The sequence below is a fragment of the Variovorax sp. 160MFSha2.1 genome (assembly GCF_048305075.1).
Taxonomy (GTDB): Bacteria; Pseudomonadota; Gammaproteobacteria; order Burkholderiales; family Burkholderiaceae_C; genus Variovorax; species Variovorax guangxiensis.
In genome coordinates, this window is the sequence record NZ_CP157624.1 from 3,387,480 (window position 1) to 3,403,040 (window position 15,561).

A 15,561-nucleotide genomic window follows, 5' to 3' on the forward strand; every position below is an offset into this window, starting at 1 on the left:
GAGCGTCGTCGCAGCCGCTCAGGCGCCGGGCGCCGTCACCGCCGCCTGATCGTGCTGCAGCCGTGGCGGCAGCCGGTCGTCGAGCCAGTCCATGCGCCAGGCCAGCAGCGCCACCGCGCCGACGATGCAGGCGGCCGCCAGCGCGCCCGCCAGGCCATGCCGTTCGCGGTACGGATCGGGTGCGATGCGCTTGGCCCCCGGCGGCACGCGCGCCGTCTGCGACAGCATCCCCCCGAGCCGCACGCTCACCTTCATGCGGCCGTTGATGGCCCACCCGCTCGCGTCGAGGATCGGCCCCAGGCTGCGCTGGCGCAGCTTCAGCCAGGCGATCAGCATGCTGGGCCCCGAGATCGCGATCACGATGCCGGCCAGCGCCACCGGAATCCACTGCCCCAGGTCGATGAACTTGCCGAAGATGCCGACCAGCACCGCACTGATGCTGCCCAGCGCCACCCCGATCGCCGCCACTGTACCCACGTCGATGCGGCTGCCCGCCGTTGGCACGCCGGGCTTGGCAGGGGCCTTCGAAGCGGCGTCCGCGCCCGCCGCCTGATCCGCCGTGGCCACCCGGCCGGCCAGCGACTGCAGCGCGCCCTGCGACCCGGCTTCGCTCGCCGCAGCCCGCTTGGCCACCTGTTCCTCGATCATGCGGACGAACTTCTTGTACGGCGCGAAGAAGGCCTGCGCGACGCTGGTCGGGTTCTCGATCAGCTTGGTGATGGTGGCGTCCCAGTCGCGGCCCTGGCGGTCGTAGAACACGCCGTTGCGCCCCACGAAGAGAAAGTCGACGTCGCCCGCGGTGAAGGCGGCGACGATGCTCATCTTCTGCCCCTGGCGAGTGCAGTCGCAGTACGCGAGGCAGGTCTTCGCCAGTCCCGCCAGCGTCGCGTGCCGGGCGGTGTCCTGCACCTGCACGGTGAGCTCGCAGCTGCGCCCGTCGAGGTACAGCGTGCCTGCCTGGAAGATGGCGCCTTCGCGCCGATAGAAGGCCTTGAACGACACGAAGTTGTGCAGCAGCACCAGCAGGTCGCGCTGCAGGCGCAGCAGCTTCTCCAGGTCGATCAGCAGCCGGTTGTGAAGCTCCGCCGCCTCGTCCTCGGCGATGAGCGAGAACAAGGCCTCCTGCGTCTGGAGCAGCGCGTCGATGCGCTCCCGCGACAGCGCGGCCAGCGCATTGGCCGGCCGCGCCGCGATCCATGCCTCGCACGGCGCAAGCCGGCTGCGAAGCGATTGCCATTGCTCTTCTTCCAGCGCATCGCGCTCGCCCAGCAGCGGTGCCACCGCGTCGCGCGCGAACGCGGCCATCGCATCGGCCCAGGCCGGGTTCAGGCTCGTGCCGCGCAACGGCAGCGAGCGGCTGGGCGTGACCGGCGCGAGCGGCAGCTCGGCGATGGGCTGCGCGCCCACGTCCAGCGTGTGGCCCGAGAGCGCGTCATAGGCCTGCGGCGAAGGATTGAGCGCCGCCACCGCCTGCACGTCATAGGCCGCGACCCGGCAGCGAGCGAAGAAGTCGTCGATCTTGGCCGCGACCGCGCGCAGGGCCTCGGTGGCGGCAAGCGTGCGATCGCCCAGCGGCAGCAGCACCTCGTCGCTGCTGTCGCCGTGCGCGTACCAGTCGCGCATGGCTTTCGCTTCGGCCATGAAGGCTTGGGCGCGCGCCCGGTCGAGGCCGGGTTTCTTCTCGTGGCGATCGGGCGTGCTGCCGTGGGTGCGCATCGCTTCCTGGATGGTCGAGCGCAGCGCGTCGTCGGAGGCGGTGTCGGGCGTGACCACGCCGTCGCCGTTGAAACGCATTGCCGCCAGCCATTCGCTGCGGTCCGAAATGTCGGCGAGCGTGAGCGTGTTCGAGTCCTTCTTGCCGAGCAGGTCGAGGATGCGCCGGCCTTCCCTGGCAAGGTCGGCGCCTGCCGCACTGTTGTCGTCGAGATCGTCCAGCGACAGCGTTCCGCCGCCCGCGAGCAGCGCATCGGCGCTGCGCAGCCGCTCGCAGGCCCACTGGCATGCCGCGATCACTTCGGGCGGGCGCACGCGGCCATCGCCGTCGCTGTCGATCAGATCGAGCGTGCGCGCATCGAAGTCGATGCCGCGCGTGGGGCAGGCGAGCGCGACCCACAGTTTCTGGTCGAGCTCGGCGATGTGCGCAATGTCCGCGCCGCTGCGAAACACCACCTGGTCGAGACCGCCGGCACGGATGAAAAGCCATCGGTGCGGTGTCGATGCCGCGGAGGGCGCACTGTTGCCGGGTACGCCGGCGGGGACTGGGGGCGTGCTGATGTCTGTCGTCACTGGGCTGGGGTTCCTGCAGCGGTAGCGGTGGTGTGTTCTTCGTCTTCGAGACGAGCCTAGATCGCACGCCACACGCACCTTGAGGACAGACGGCGCGCAGCCATGTCGGCCTATGCCGACATCGGCCTTCTCATTTCGCGCAGCCCCGGCCTATGGCAAATGTCCTGCACCCGCCGTCGTTCGCGGATGGCGGCGCGCCAGCCGCTCGCGCCCAAAACTCGGCGCATGCACAGAGCCCGAGGAGCCATCCATGTCGAACAAGCCGAACCCCGCCAGGCAATCCCCGCGTGAGGAACCCGAACTCGCGAACGAAGAGTCCGTTCCCAGCGACGGCCGCGACGTCGAGGGCGAGCAGCTGATGAAGGAAGTGACCAACAGGAAGCTGCACGACAAGGGCGAAGCCGAACACAAGACGCCCGAGAAGGCCGAGAAGGCTAAGAAGGCCGACAGGTCCGCCGATGAGCACGGCACCGACCGCGACTCTCGCTGACCCGGCGGACGCCATGAGCCCCCGGCTTGCCACCGGCTCGACACGGTGGCAGCGTTGGCGTCGATGGGTGCTGCCGCTGGTCGGCGTCGCAGTGCTGGGCCTGCTGCTGTCCCACATCCACAAGATCGACTGGGCCGGTGCCTGGCACGCGCTGCACCGGTATTCGCCGTGGCTGCTGCTCGCGGTGCTCGGGCTCGCCACGGCCAGCCATGCGCTCTACGGCTGCTTCGACCTGATCGGCAGGCGCCATCTGCGGCACCGGTTGCCGGCCTGGCGTACATGGGCCATCGCGGTCACGAGCTATGCGTTCAACCTCAATCTCGGCTCGCTGGTCGGAGGCGTGGGGATGCGTGCGCGCCTCTATGCCCGCGCCGGGCTCGACGATGCCATCGTGGCGCAGATCGTCGGCCTGAGCCTCGCGACCAACTGGCTGGGGTATGGGCTGCTGGCAGGGGGCCTGTTCGCGGCCGGCGTCATCGAGCCGCCGCGGCAGGCGCACCTCGGGCAGGGCGCGCTGCAGGCGCTGGGCGTGGCGATGATCATGCTGGCGCTGGGCTACGTGGTGGCATGCGCGGTCTCGCGCAAGCGCGAATGGGTGGTCAGGGGCAGGCACATCCGTCTGCCGGGGGCGCGCATCGCGTCGATGCAGCTGGCGCTGTCTGCCGCCAACTGGGCGCTGATGGGCGCAGCCATGTACCTGCTGCTGGGGCAGACGGTGCCTTACGCCACCACGCTGGGCGTGCTGCTCGCGGCGTCCATCGTCGGCGTGCTCACGCCCATACCGGCCGGCCTGGGCGTGCTGGAAGCGGTGTATCTCGCCTTGCTTTCTGGCACGGTGAAGCAGGGCGCGCTGATGGGAGCCGTGCTGGCGTACCGGGCGCTGTACTACCTGGTGCCGCTGGCCGGCGGGCTGGCGCTCTACCTGCTGCTCGAACGCTGGGCTCCGGCCAGCGATGGGCAAGAGGGGGCCGCATCCGCGCTGGAAACGCCAGTCGCCTCCGTGTGAGGCCGGGACGGGCCTGTTCACCAGACCGCTTCGCCGTTCAGCAACGCCCGCCGCGCAAGCAGGAAGGTCGCCGCGTTCCAGCTCTGCCCGGCCATGCCCATGGGCGCCAGCGTGCGGCCGTGAAACCACTCGGTGAAGCGCCAGTCGTCCAGCGCATTGGCCCGCGCCAGCTTCGCGAGTTCGGCCCAGGCCATGCCGTGCTCTCCCAGCTTCGCGAGCGCCATCACCCAGAAGCCGCCGACGAAGGGCCAGATGCCGCCGTTGTGGTACTGGTGCACGATGTTCTGCCGGTGGCGGCCCATGTAGGCCCTCCACAGCGGGTGCTGCCGCGGCAGCGGGTGCAACACCACGCGCACCGGCCAGGGCTCGCCGGCATGCGCCCGGTCGATGGTGTCGACGATGCGGCGCGCCATGGCTGAATCGGCCAGTCCGCACTGCATGGCGAGCACGTTGCCGAACACGTCGCCCTCGTCGCCGACCACCGCCAGGTTGACGAAGCTCAGGTACAGCCCCGGGTCGCGCCGGCCGCGGCGCGCGTAGTGCTGCAGCAGCCGCGCCCGGTGGTATTCGGGCAGATCGCGCTGGAACGGATTGAACAGGTGGTTGAAGTGGTAGTGCGTCGCCTCCGCATGGTCCAGCACGAAGCGGCGCTTGACCTCGTACCACAGCGCGTTGGTGTAGAGCACATAGCCCGAGCGCGGCATGATGTCCGCCCAGTCGCTGGCCTCGTTCTGCTGCAGCAGTCGGAAGTGCTGGTGCTCCTGCGCCAGCAGCCAGCCGAGCGCGCGGGCAACTTCCTCCGTCCAACGAGAAGGGCCGACCTGCCCGTGGCGGCGCACGTGGTCCACGGCAATCAGCCACCACAGCGTGGCGTCGATGCAGCCCAGGTACCAGAAATCGGCATCGCGGCCCTCCGGGTCCACGTACTTGGGGATCTGCCCGTTGGCCGCCTGCTGCGCCGCGAGCGCCTCGAGGCTCGCCACCGCGCCCTGTTCCAGCGCGGGCACGCCGCTGCCGCACATCGCCATCACGCAGATTGCGGCGTCGCGCCCGAAGATGCGCGTGTAGCGCCGCGCAACGGCGGCCTCGGTGCGGGCGGCCGCCAGGATGCCGTGAGAAGTGAGATTGCGTTCCAGAAGTGCCAGCGAGGCTTGCGAGCAGTTGTCGATCAGCGCGAGCGCGGAGGCATCGAGGTCGGTCATGGCTTCCATGGTGGCTTGGGGCACTCCTTTTTAACAACCGTCGTCTTTCGCGGATGTAGGCCTGGTCCTGCCTGCCCGACTTTGGTTCCGGCTTCCGCCGATACGGGCAGCTCTCCGACAAGGCGAGTCGGCGCAGGCCGTAACCACGATCCTGCCGGCGCTCGCAAATTGAGCCGGGTCAGGCGTGAACGGGCAACAACAACCGAGGTCGGTCCTCGATGCACCGTTCCGCTGGTCTTCAACGAAGGAGCGCCGGTGCCGTCGAACGAACAACGCCAGAGCGGGCAAGACGCCTACCTTTTCCGCGAGGGAACCCATTCCCGGCTGTACGACCTGCTGGGGTGCCACCCCGACGAGAAGGGCGGCGGCGCAAGGTTCGCGGTCTGGGCGCCGAACGCGGAGGCCGTGTCGGTGGTCGGCGACTGGAACTACTGGTCCGGCGACGCCGATCTTTTGCGGCCCGACCCGGACGGCACGGGCATCTGGAGCGGGCACGTCCCGAATGCCGCGATCGGCCAGACCTACAAGTACCGCATCCGCTCGCGCCACGGCGGCTACACGGTCGACAAGGCCGACCCGGTCGCCTTCGCCGCCGAACTGCCGCCCGCCACGGCCTCGCGCATCTGCGAGCTTTCGTACCAGTGGGGCGATGCCGGGTGGATGGCCGACCGCGGCCGGCGCAACGCGCTCGATGCGCCGATGTCGGTCTACGAGGTGCACCTGGGCTCCTGGCGCCGCGAAGACGGCCACTTTCTCGGCTACCGCGAGATCGCGCACCGGCTCGCGGCCTATGCGCTCGAGATGGGCTTCACGCACGTCGAGCTGATGCCGGTGACCGAGCATCCGTTCTACGGCTCCTGGGGCTACCAGACCACCGGCTATTTCGCGCCCACCGCGCGCTTCGGCTCGCCGCAGGACTTCATGTACCTCGTGGACCACCTGCACCAGCAGGGCATCGGCGTGCTGCTCGACTGGGTGCCTTCGCATTTCCCCACCGACGAGCACGGGCTCGCGTATTTCGACGGCACGCACCTGTACGAGCATGCCGATCCGCGCCAGGGCTTCCACCCGGAGTGGAACTCGAGCATCTTCAACTACGGCCGGCCGGAGGTACGCAGCTTTCTCGTGTCGTCCGGCCTTTTCTGGCTCGATCTGTATCACATCGACGGCCTGCGGGTGGATGCGGTGGCGTCGATGCTCTACCTCGACTACGCGCGCGGCCACGGCGGCTGGGTGCCCAACCGCCACGGCGGGCGCGAGAACCTGGAGGCCATCGATTTCCTGCAGACATTGAACCGCGCCGTCTACCGCGAGCACCCCGACACGCTCACCGTGGCCGAGGAGTCGACCGCCTGGCCGCGCGTTTCGCGTCCCACCGACATGGACGGCCTGGGCTTCGGCGAGAAATGGAACATGGGCTGGATGCACGACACGCTCGCCTACATGAAGGAAGAGCCGGTGCACCGCAAGTACCACCACCACAAGCTGACCTTCTCGCTGGTGTATGCCTTCCACGAGAACTTCGTGCTGCCGTTCTCGCACGACGAGGTGGTGCACGGCAAGGGCTCGCTGCTGGGCAAGATGCCCGGCGACAACTGGCAGCAGTTCGCCAACCTGCGCGCGCTGTACGGCTTCATGTGGGCGCACCCGGGCAAGAAGCTGCTGTTCATGGGCGGCGAATTCGGCCAGCGCCGCGAATGGACGCACGACGGCGAGCTCGAATGGTGGGTGAGCGGGCTCGAGGGCCACGCGGGCCTGCAGCGCCTCGTGTCGCAGCTCAACCGCGTCTACCGCGCCTCGCCTGCGCTGCACCGGCTCGATTTCTCGTCCGCCGGCTTCGAATGGCTGGCCGCCGACGAGGCCGACCTGAGCATCTTCGCCTTCCTGCGCAAGGCCGGCGACGGCAGCCCGCCGCTGCTCGCGGTGAGCAACATGACCCCGGTGCCGCGCACCAACTACATGCTCGGCGTGCCACTGGGCGGGCGCTGGTGCGAGGTGATCAACACCGACGCCACCGAGTTCGGCGGCTCGGGCTGGGGCAATTTCGGGGGCGTCGAGGCGGCGCCCGTGGGTTCCCACGGACGCAGGCAGTCGGTGTGCCTCACCTTGCCGCCACTGTCCACGCTGATCCTGGAGCACCGGCCCTCATGAAGAACATTTTCTCGACCAGGCATGCCGCGGCGGGCAACGCCCCCGAGGCGGACGCGGCACACGGCGACATCCGCGCGGTCATCGACGCGGTGCTTCCCTCCATCGACAACGGCCGCTTCGCCACCAAGTGCGTGGCCGGGGAGCGCGTGACGGTGCGCGCCCATTGCTTCACCGACGGCCACGACGTGCTGCGCGTGCAGCTGTGCTGGCGCGCGCAGGAGCAGGCCGAATTCCGCGAGGTGCCGATGAAGCCGCTGGGCAACGACGTGTGGGAGGCCAGCTTCTCGCCGCCGTCGGCGGGCCGCTATGTCTACACCGCCGTGGCCTGGGTCGATCCCTTCGATTCGTGGCGCCACGAGATGACGCGACGCGTGGACCTGGCCGACGTGCGCGTTGCAGCGCAGGTCGGCGCGCTGGAAATCGCCGCGGCCGCCGCCCGGGCCCATGGAGAGGATCGCACCGCGCTGCAGCGCTGGGCCACGGAACTCGACGCGACGGCAGCCAACCCCGGCGCGGACATCGCCGCCTTGAAGGCGCTGGCGCTCGACGAGGAATACGCCGTGCTGGCGCGGCGCCACCCCGATCGCCGCCACGCGGTGCGCCACGCGGCGGAACTGCCGCTGGTGGCGGAGCGGGAGCGGGCGCGCTTCAGCACCTGGTACGAGCTCTTTCCGCGCTCGGCCGGCACCGAGCCCGGCGTGCATGGCACTTTCAGGGACGTGGAGGCGCGCCTGCCGGCCATCGCCGAGATGGGCTTCGACGTGCTGTACTTCCCTCCGATCCATCCCATCGGCCGCATCCAGCGCAAGGGGCCCAACAACTCCCTGGAAGCCGGTCCCGGCGACGTGGGCAGCCCATGGGCCATCGGCGCGGAGGAGGGCGGGCACAAGTCGATCCTGCCGGCGCTCGGCACCGAGGAAGACTTCCGGCGCCTGCTGGCGCGCGCGGCGGAGCACGGGCTGGAGATCGCACTCGACATCGCCTTCCAGTGCGCGCCCGACCACCCCTACGTCAAGGCGCACCCCGACTGGTTCCGCTGGCGGCCCGACGGCACGGTGCAGTACGCCGAGAACCCGCCGAAGAAGTACCAGGACATCTATCCCTTCAACTTCGAGTGCGAGGGCTGGCGCGCGCTGTGGGCCGAGCTCAAGAGCGTGATCGATCACTGGACGGGGCAGGGCGTGCGCATCTTCCGCGTGGACAACCCGCACACCAAGGCCTTCCCGTTCTGGGAATGGGCCATCGGCGAGGTCAAGCGCGAGCACCCCGATGCGATCTTCCTGGCCGAGGCCTTCACGCGGCCGAAGGTGATGCACAGGCTCGCGAAGCTGGGCTTCTCGCAGTCGTACACCTACTTCACCTGGCGCACCACGAAGCAGGAGCTGCAGGAGTACTTCACGGAGCTCTCGACCGAGCCGGGCATCGACTACTTCCGGCCCAACGTGTGGCCCAACACGCCCGACATCCTGCACGAGCAGCTGCAGACCGGCGAGCCGGCCGTGTTCATGTCGCGGCTGGTGCTGGCCGCCACGCTGGCGGCCAACTACGGCATCTACGGGCCGGCCTACGAGCTTCGCGAGCACCTGCCGCGCAGCCCGGGCAGCGAGGAATACCTGGATTCCGAGAAGTACCAGCTGCGCCACTGGAATCACGACGACCCCGCGAGCCTGGCGCCCTTCATCGCGCGGGTGAACCGCATCCGCCGAGAGAACCCGGCGCTGCAGTGGGACCGCACGCTGCGCTTCCTGCATATCGACAACCCGCAGCTGATGGCCTATGCCAAGAGCTCGGCCGACGGCGCCAACGTGGTGGTGACCGTGGTCAACCTCGATCCGCACAACGTGCAGGAAGGCTGGGTGGGCCTGGAGCCAGCCAGCGTGGGCGTGAACCCGCCCTCGCGCGCCTTCCAGATGCACGACCTGCTCAGCGGGCAGCGATTTCTCTGGCAGGGCGACTGGCACTACGTGCGGCTCGATCCGCGCAGCGTGCCCGCCCACATCTTCGTGGTCCGCAGGCGCCATGGCGACGAGCGCGACTTCGACTACTTCCTGTGAGGCCGCCCGCACATGAACGCACCCGTCTCCCACATCGCGCTCGAGACCGTCGAGATCGACAACAGCGACGACCCGCTGTGGTACCGCGACGCGGTGATCTACCAACTCAACGTCAAGGCCTTCTTCGACTCCAACAACGACGGCATGGGCGACTTCAAGGGCGTCACCGCCAAGCTCGACTACGTGAAGGAGCTGGGCGTCAACACCATCTGGCTGATGCCCTTCTATCCCTCGCCGCTGCGCGACGACGGCTACGACATCTCCGAGTACGAGGACGTGCACCCGCAGTACGGCACGCTGGACGACTTCCGCGAGATGCTGGCCGAGGCCCACAAGCGCGGCCTGCGGGTGATCACGGAGCTGGTCATCAACCACACCTCCAGCGACCACCCGTGGTTCAAGGCCGCGCGGCTCGCGCCGCCCGGCTCGCCCGAGCGCAATTTCTACGTGTGGAGCGACACCGACCAGATCTACCAGGGCACGCGGATCATCTTCACCGACACCGAGACCTCCAACTGGACCTGGGATCCGGTCGCCAAGCAGTACTACTGGCACCGCTTCTTCAGCCACCAGCCCGACCTGAACTTCGACAACCCGGCGGTGATGGAGGCCATCTTCAGGACCATGCGCTTCTGGCTCGACATGGGCGTGGACGGCTTCCGGCTCGACGCGATTCCCTACCTAGTAGAGCGCGACGGCACCAGCAACGAGAACCTGCCCGAGACGCACGCGGTGATCAAGCGGCTGCGCGCGGCCATCGACGCGCAGTACAAGAACCGCTTCCTGCTGGCCGAGGCCAACATGTGGCCCGAGGACGTGCGCGAGTACTTCGGTGACGGCGACGAGTGCCACATGGCCTACCACTTCCCGCTGATGCCGCGCATGTACATGGCCATCGCGCAGGAAGACCGCCACCCGATCGTCGAGATCATGGCGCAGACGCCCGATATTCCCGAGGGCTGCCAGTGGGCCATCTTCCTGCGCAACCACGACGAGCTCACGCTGGAGATGGTCACCAGCAAGGAGCGCGACTACATGTACACCATGTACGCGGCCGACATGCGCGCGCGCATCAACCTGGGCATCCGCCGGCGCCTCGCGCCGCTGATGGAGAACGACCTGGACCGCGTGAAGCTCATGAACGGCATGCTGCTGTCGATGCCGGGCTCGCCCATCATCTACTACGGCGACGAGATCGGCATGGGCGACAACGTGTTCGTGGGCGACCGCAACGGCGTGCGCACGCCGATGCAGTGGAACCCCGACCGCAACGCCGGCTTCTCGCGCGCCGACCCGCAGCGCCTGTACCTGCAGCCGATCATGGACCCGCTGTACGGCTACGAGGCGCTGAACGTGGAAACGCAGGCGCGCGACAGCAGTTCGCTCCTGAACTGGACCAAGCGCATGCTGGCCGTGCGAAAGACCAGCCACGCCTTCGGCCGCGGCAAGCGGCGCTTCCTCAAGCCGGGCAACCGCAAGATCCTGGCCTACCTGAGCGAGTACGACGGCGACGTGATCCTGTCGGTGTTCAATCTTTCGCGTGCCGCGCAGCCGGTGGAGCTGGACCTGTCGGAGTTCAAGGGCTTCGTGCCCATCGAGATGCTCGGGCGCGCGCCGTTCCCGCCCATCGGCGAGCTGCCGTACCTGCTCACGCTGGCCTCGTACGGCTTCTACTGGTTCAAGCTCACGGCCGAGGCCGATGCGCCGAGCTGGCACCAGGAGGGCGTGGCGCTGCAGGAATGGCCCACCCTGGTGCTGTTCGACGGCTGGACCAGCTTCTTCCGCGACCGCGTGATGCCGTGGCGCATCGGCATGTCGGAGCGCATGCGCAACCAGTTGGAGCTGGAGACGCTGCCGCGCCACATCGAGATCCAGCGCTGGTACGCCTCCAAGGGCACGACCATCCAGCGCGCGCGGCTGGCCGACCATGCGGTGTGGGAGGCGAACGGCCTGAGCTGGCTGCTGCCGCTGCTCGAGCTCGACGGCCCGCCCGGCGGCGCCACCTATTTCATGCCGCTGGCGCTCGCCTGGGAGGAGCGCGACGAAGAGCGCATGGCCGGCGTGGCGCAGGCCGCGCTCGCCAAGGTGCGGCAGCAGGCGCAGGTCGGGCTGATGGGCGACGCCTTCTATGACGAGGCCTTCTGCCGCGAACTGGTGCGCATCATCCGCAGCGGCGGCGAACTGCCGACCGCGAACGGCCGGCTGGTCTTCAAGCCCACGGCCGCCTTCGCCGAAACCGCGGCGGACATCGATGCGCTGCCCTTCGGCAGGCCCAGCGGCGTGAGCAGCAACACGGTGGTGACGCTGGGCGAGACGCTCTTCCTCAAGGGCTACCGCCACGTGCGCGAGGGCATCAATCCCGAGCTGGAGATGGGCCGCTTCCTCACCGAGGTGGCGCGCTACCCCAACTGCGTGCCGGTGCTGGGCGCACTCGAATACATGGCCGCCGACGGTCGCACGATGACGCTCGCGATGGTGCAGCGCTACGTGGCGAACCAGGGCGACGGCTGGGACTACACGCTCGGCTACCTGGAGCGCTTCCTGCGCGACGTGGCCACGTCGGACGGCGACGCGCCCGAGGTGGCAGCGGTGCACGGCGGCTTCCTCGCGCTGATGGCCACCCTGGGCCGGCGCACCGCCGAGCTGCACGAGGCGCTGGCCGCCCGCACCGGCGCGGCGGCCTTCGACCCCGAGCCGCTCACGGCCGCCGATGCCACCGGCTTCAAGACACGGGCCACGGCCGACGCGGCCGCCACGCTGGACCTGCTGCGCGAGCGCTTCGAACTGCTGCCACCGGCCGCGCAGGCCGATGCGCGCACGCTGCTGGACGCCGGCGCGGCGCTGCGCGCCAGCATCGAGGCGAAGCGCCCCGCGGAAGGCGGCGGCATCAGCAGCCGCTACCACGGCGACTACCACCTCGGCCAGGTGCTGGTGAAGGACAACGACTTCGTCATCATCGACTTCGAGGGCGAGCCCGCGCGCAGCTTCGACGAGCGCCGCATGAAGGGTTCGCCGCTGCGCGACGTGGCGGGCATGCTGCGTTCCTTCAACTACGCGCGCTGGTCGGCGCTGCGCCGCGTGGCCCAGAGCCCGCAGGAGGCCGAGCGCCTCGCCGGCCCGGCCATCGCCTGGGAGCAGGCCACGCGCGACGCCTTCCTTGCCGGCTACGGCCTCGCGCTCGATGGCGAGCTTCTTGCTCTCTTCGAGCTGGAGAAGGCGCTCTACGAGCTGCGCTACGAACTCGGCAACCGCATCGACTGGGTACAGGTACCGCTGCACGGCGTGCTCGCGCTGGTGCGGCCGGGGCGCGGCTGAATCCGGGCCAACCTGGCGAAATCAAGGGAACTCCACCATGGAAAACTTCGGCATTCACCTGGAGCCGCTGCGCGCCATTCTTTACCAGGTCGGCGCCTTCATTCCCCGGCTGCTGGTCGCGCTGGTGGTCGTGCTCGTCGGCTGGCTCGTGGCCAAGGCGGTGCGCTTCGCGGTGACGAAGGCGCTGCGCGCCATCAACTTCAACGTGCTGACCGAGCGCGCCGGCCTCGACAACTTCCTGCGCCAGGGCGGCCTGGCGGGCGACACGAGCAGCCTGTTCGGCGTGCTCGCGTACTGGCTGGTGATCCTCGCCTCGCTGCTCATCGCCTTCAACGGCATGGGGCTGAGCTACATCGCGGACCTGCTGGGGCGCATCGTCTGGTTCGTGCCGAACGTGTTCGTGGCGCTGCTGGTGCTGGCCTTCGGCTCGTACTTCGCGCGCTTCGTGGGCGACGCGGTGGCCAGCTACTTCCGCGGCGTGAAGATGCAGGACGCCGCGCTCTTCGCCAAGGCCGCGCAGTACGCGGTGATGGCTTTCGTGATCCTGATCGCGCTCGACCAGGTCAAGGTGGGCGGCGACATCGTGCGCGAGAGCTTCCTGGTGATCCTCGCGGGCGCGGTCTTCGCGCTGGCCCTGGCCTTCGGGCTCGCGGGCAAGGACTGGGCGAAATCCTGCATCGAGCGCTGGTGGCCGAGGGAAGCCAGGGACGGCAGGGTGCCGCCGGCCATGCCCGCGCCACCGCCGCCTCCGCCACCTCCGACCGTCGTCGGCGGCACAGGTCTGTACCCGCGCCACGACAACGACCGCCCGCCGCGCTGAACGCGGCACAGCCCTTCAACCTACTGCCATCGGATGACATCCAGGAACGCCGCTACCCCCTCCATCACCGCCGTCTGGCCCGGGCGGCCTTACCCGCGCGGCGCCACCTGGGACGGGGAGGGCGTCAACTTCGCTCTCTTCTCGCAGCACGCCGAGAAGGTCGAGCTGTGCCTTTTCGACGATCGCGGCCGCCAGGAGCTGCAGCGCATTCCGCTGCGCGACCGCACCGATGGCGTGTGGCACTGCTACCTGCCCGAGGCGCGCCCCGGCCAGGCCTACGGCTACCGGGTGCACGGCCCCTACAAGCCGGAGGAGGGCCACCGCTTCAACGCCCACAAGCTGGTGCTCGACCCCTATGCGAAGGACCTGGTGGGCGAGCTGCGCTGGGGCGACGCGCTCTACGGCTACACGGTAGGCAGCAAGCGCGAAGACCTGTCGTTCGACCGCCGCGACAGCGCGCCGCTCATGCCCAAGGGCCGCGTGCTCGAAACGGCCTTCACCTGGGGTGACGACCGCCGCCCCATGATCCCGTGGCAGGACATGGTGATCTGCGAGATGCACGTGCGCGGCTTCACCATGACCCACCCCGACGTGCCGCCCGCGCTGCGCGGCACCTACGCGGCACTGGGCTGCGCGCCGGTGGTCGACTACCTCAAGCGGCTGGGGGTGACCACCGTCGAGCTGCTGCCGGTGCACGGCTTCCTCAACGACCGCCACCTGTCCGAGCGCGGCCTGCGCAACTACTGGGGCTACAACACGCTGGCCTTCTTCGCGCCCGAGATGCGCTACAGCGCCTCGGGCAAGGTGAAGGAGTTCAAGACCATGGTGAAGACGCTGCACTCGGCGGGCATCGAGGTGATCCTCGACGTGGTCTACAACCACACCTGCGAAGGCAACCAGCTCGGGCCCACGCTCTCGATGCGCGGCGTGGACAACGCCTCGTACTACATCGTCAACGGCGACAACCGCCGTTACTACGACGACTTCACCGGCTGCGGCAACACCGTCAACCTGGAGCATCCGCACGCGCTGCAGCTGGTGATGGATTCGCTGCGCTACTGGGCGGAGGAAATGCACGTCGACGGCTTCCGCTTCGACCTGGCCTCGGCGCTGGCGCGCGAGTCGGGCAAGGTGGAGAACCTCGGGGGCTTCTTCGATGCCATCGGGCAAGACCCGACGCTCAACCGCGTGAAGCTCATCGCCGAGCCTTGGGACCTGGGGCACGGCGGCTACCAGGTGGGCAACTTCCCGCCCGGCTGGGCCGAATGGAACGATCGCTACCGCGACGGCCTGCGCGGCTTCTGGAAAGGCGATGGCGGCCTGCTCGGCGAGCTGGCCCGGCGCATCACCGGCTCGGAAGATCTCTATGGCTGGTCGGGCAAGCAGCCCACCGCCAGCATCAACTTCGTGACCGCGCACGACGGCTTCACGCTGCACGACCTGGTCTCGTACAACGACAAGCACAACGAGGCCAACGGCGAGGACAACCGCGACGGCAGCAGCAACAACGTCTCGTGGAACTGCGGCGCCGAGGGGCCGACCGACGATGCGGAAGTGCTGACCCTGCGCGAGCGCCAGAAGCGCAACCTGCTGGCCACGCTGCTGCTGTCGCAGGGTGTGCCGATGCTGCTGGCGGGCGACGAACGCGGCCACACGCAGCAGGGCAACAACAACGTCTATTGCCAGGACAACGAACTCGGTTGGCTCGACTGGACGCCCACGCCCGAGCGGCTCGCGCTCGTAACCTTCGTCGAACGGATGGTCGCGCTGCGCCGCGCGCACCCCTCGTTCCGGCGCCGCACCTTCTTCGCGGGCCGGCCGGCGGAGGTGGAGACAGTGACAGACGTGCACTGGCTCAGGCCCGACGGCGCCGAGATGCGCCCCGAGGACTGGAACGACGCCAACGCGCGCTGCATCGCGATGTACATCCCCGGCGGCGGCATCGTCGACCGGGGCCCGCGCGGCGAGGCGCAGCTCGACGACGACTTCATCGTGCTGTTCAACGCCCACCACGACGAGATCGCCTTCACGCTGCCGGCGGCGCCGCATGGCGCATGGCGTTTGCTGGTCGACACCGCGAACACCGCGCCGCCGCTGACCACCGAGGACGCGGCCGCGCACGCGCCGGCGTGGAGCGAGCCCGCCTATCCGCTGCAATGCCGCTCGCTCGTGGTGCTGAGCCGGCCCGACGTGCGGCCATGACCACGAAACAGCACCGCACCAGGGCAAAGAGGATC

At 69.1% G+C, this 15,561-nt stretch carries 9 protein-coding genes; 7 read left to right on the top strand and 2 right to left on the bottom strand.

Annotation, left to right across the window (positions count from 1 at the left end; translation table 11 throughout):
* Positions 1-18 precede the first annotated feature (18 nt).
* Positions 19-2,286, bottom strand: a complete 2,268-nt coding sequence (locus ABL838_RS15325; RefSeq protein WP_418125819.1) for a hypothetical protein — start codon at positions 2,284-2,286, stop codon at positions 19-21.
* Between the two features lie 250 nt (positions 2,287-2,536).
* On the opposite strand from ABL838_RS15325, the gene ABL838_RS15330 reads away from it, so the two are divergent.
* Complete coding sequence (locus tag ABL838_RS15330) at positions 2,537-2,776, top strand: hypothetical protein (RefSeq protein WP_418125820.1); 240 nt, start codon at positions 2,537-2,539, stop codon at positions 2,774-2,776.
* A 13-nt stretch (positions 2,777-2,789) separates the two neighbouring features.
* The gene (locus ABL838_RS15335; RefSeq protein ID WP_418125821.1) at positions 2,790-3,782 is read left to right on the top strand and encodes a lysylphosphatidylglycerol synthase domain-containing protein; all 993 of its coding nucleotides are present in this window, start codon (positions 2,790-2,792) and stop codon (positions 3,780-3,782) included.
* 17 nt (positions 3,783-3,799) lie between these two features.
* On the opposite strand, the gene ABL838_RS15340 is transcribed toward ABL838_RS15335, so the two are convergent.
* Positions 3,800-4,984 (bottom strand): glycoside hydrolase 100 family protein, encoded by a 1,185-nt coding sequence (locus tag ABL838_RS15340; protein WP_418125868.1) that lies wholly within the window; start codon positions 4,982-4,984, stop codon positions 3,800-3,802.
* A gap of 255 nt (positions 4,985-5,239) precedes the next feature.
* Here ABL838_RS15340 and glgB point away from each other — a divergent pair, with 255 nt between their 5' ends.
* The 5 genes from glgB to glgX are packed head-to-tail and all read left to right on the top strand — an operon-like array spanning position 5,240 to position 15,526.
* A complete protein-coding gene (gene glgB, locus ABL838_RS15345; RefSeq protein ID WP_184637933.1) occupies positions 5,240-7,135 on the top strand; it encodes a 1,4-alpha-glucan branching protein GlgB in 1,896 nt (631 codons plus the stop codon).
* Positions 7,132-9,189 carry an alpha-1,4-glucan--maltose-1-phosphate maltosyltransferase gene (locus ABL838_RS15350; protein WP_418120422.1) on the top strand — a complete coding sequence of 686 codons (2,058 nt, stop codon included), beginning with the start codon at positions 7,132-7,134 and terminating at the stop codon, positions 9,187-9,189. Before glgB ends, ABL838_RS15350 begins: the two co-directional genes overlap by 4 nt.
* A 12-nt stretch (positions 9,190-9,201) precedes the next feature.
* Complete coding sequence (gene treS, locus ABL838_RS15355; RefSeq protein ID WP_418121055.1) at positions 9,202-12,504, top strand: maltose alpha-D-glucosyltransferase; 3,303 nt, start codon at positions 9,202-9,204, stop codon at positions 12,502-12,504.
* Positions 12,505-12,541: 37 nt separating this feature from the next.
* Positions 12,542-13,324, top strand: a complete 783-nt coding sequence (locus ABL838_RS15360; protein WP_418120424.1) for a mechanosensitive ion channel family protein — start codon at positions 12,542-12,544, stop codon at positions 13,322-13,324.
* Positions 13,325-13,357: 33 nt separating this feature from the next.
* Complete coding sequence (glgX, locus tag ABL838_RS15365; protein ID WP_418121057.1) at positions 13,358-15,526, top strand: glycogen debranching protein GlgX; 2,169 nt, start codon at positions 13,358-13,360, stop codon at positions 15,524-15,526.
* Positions 15,527-15,561: the final 35 nt, after the last annotated feature.

What these genes read in the sequence shown, in the direction of transcription:
- ABL838_RS15330 (WP_418125820.1), top strand. Translation starts at nt 2,537, where the DNA reads ATGTCGAACAAGCCGAACCCCGCCAGGCAATCCCCGCGTGAGGAACCC.
- ABL838_RS15335 (WP_418125821.1), top strand. Translation starts at nt 2,790, where the DNA reads ATGAGCCCCCGGCTTGCCACCGGCTCGACACGGTGGCAGCGTTGGCGT.
- ABL838_RS15340 (WP_418125868.1), bottom strand. Translation starts at nt 4,984, where the DNA reads ATGACCGACCTCGATGCCTCCGCGCTCGCGCTGATCGACAACTGCTCG.
- ABL838_RS15350 (WP_418120422.1), top strand. Translation starts at nt 7,132, where the DNA reads ATGAAGAACATTTTCTCGACCAGGCATGCCGCGGCGGGCAACGCCCCC.
- treS (WP_418121055.1), top strand. Translation starts at nt 9,202, where the DNA reads ATGAACGCACCCGTCTCCCACATCGCGCTCGAGACCGTCGAGATCGAC.
- ABL838_RS15360 (WP_418120424.1), top strand. Translation starts at nt 12,542, where the DNA reads ATGGAAAACTTCGGCATTCACCTGGAGCCGCTGCGCGCCATTCTTTAC.
- glgX (WP_418121057.1), top strand. Translation starts at nt 13,358, where the DNA reads ATGACATCCAGGAACGCCGCTACCCCCTCCATCACCGCCGTCTGGCCC.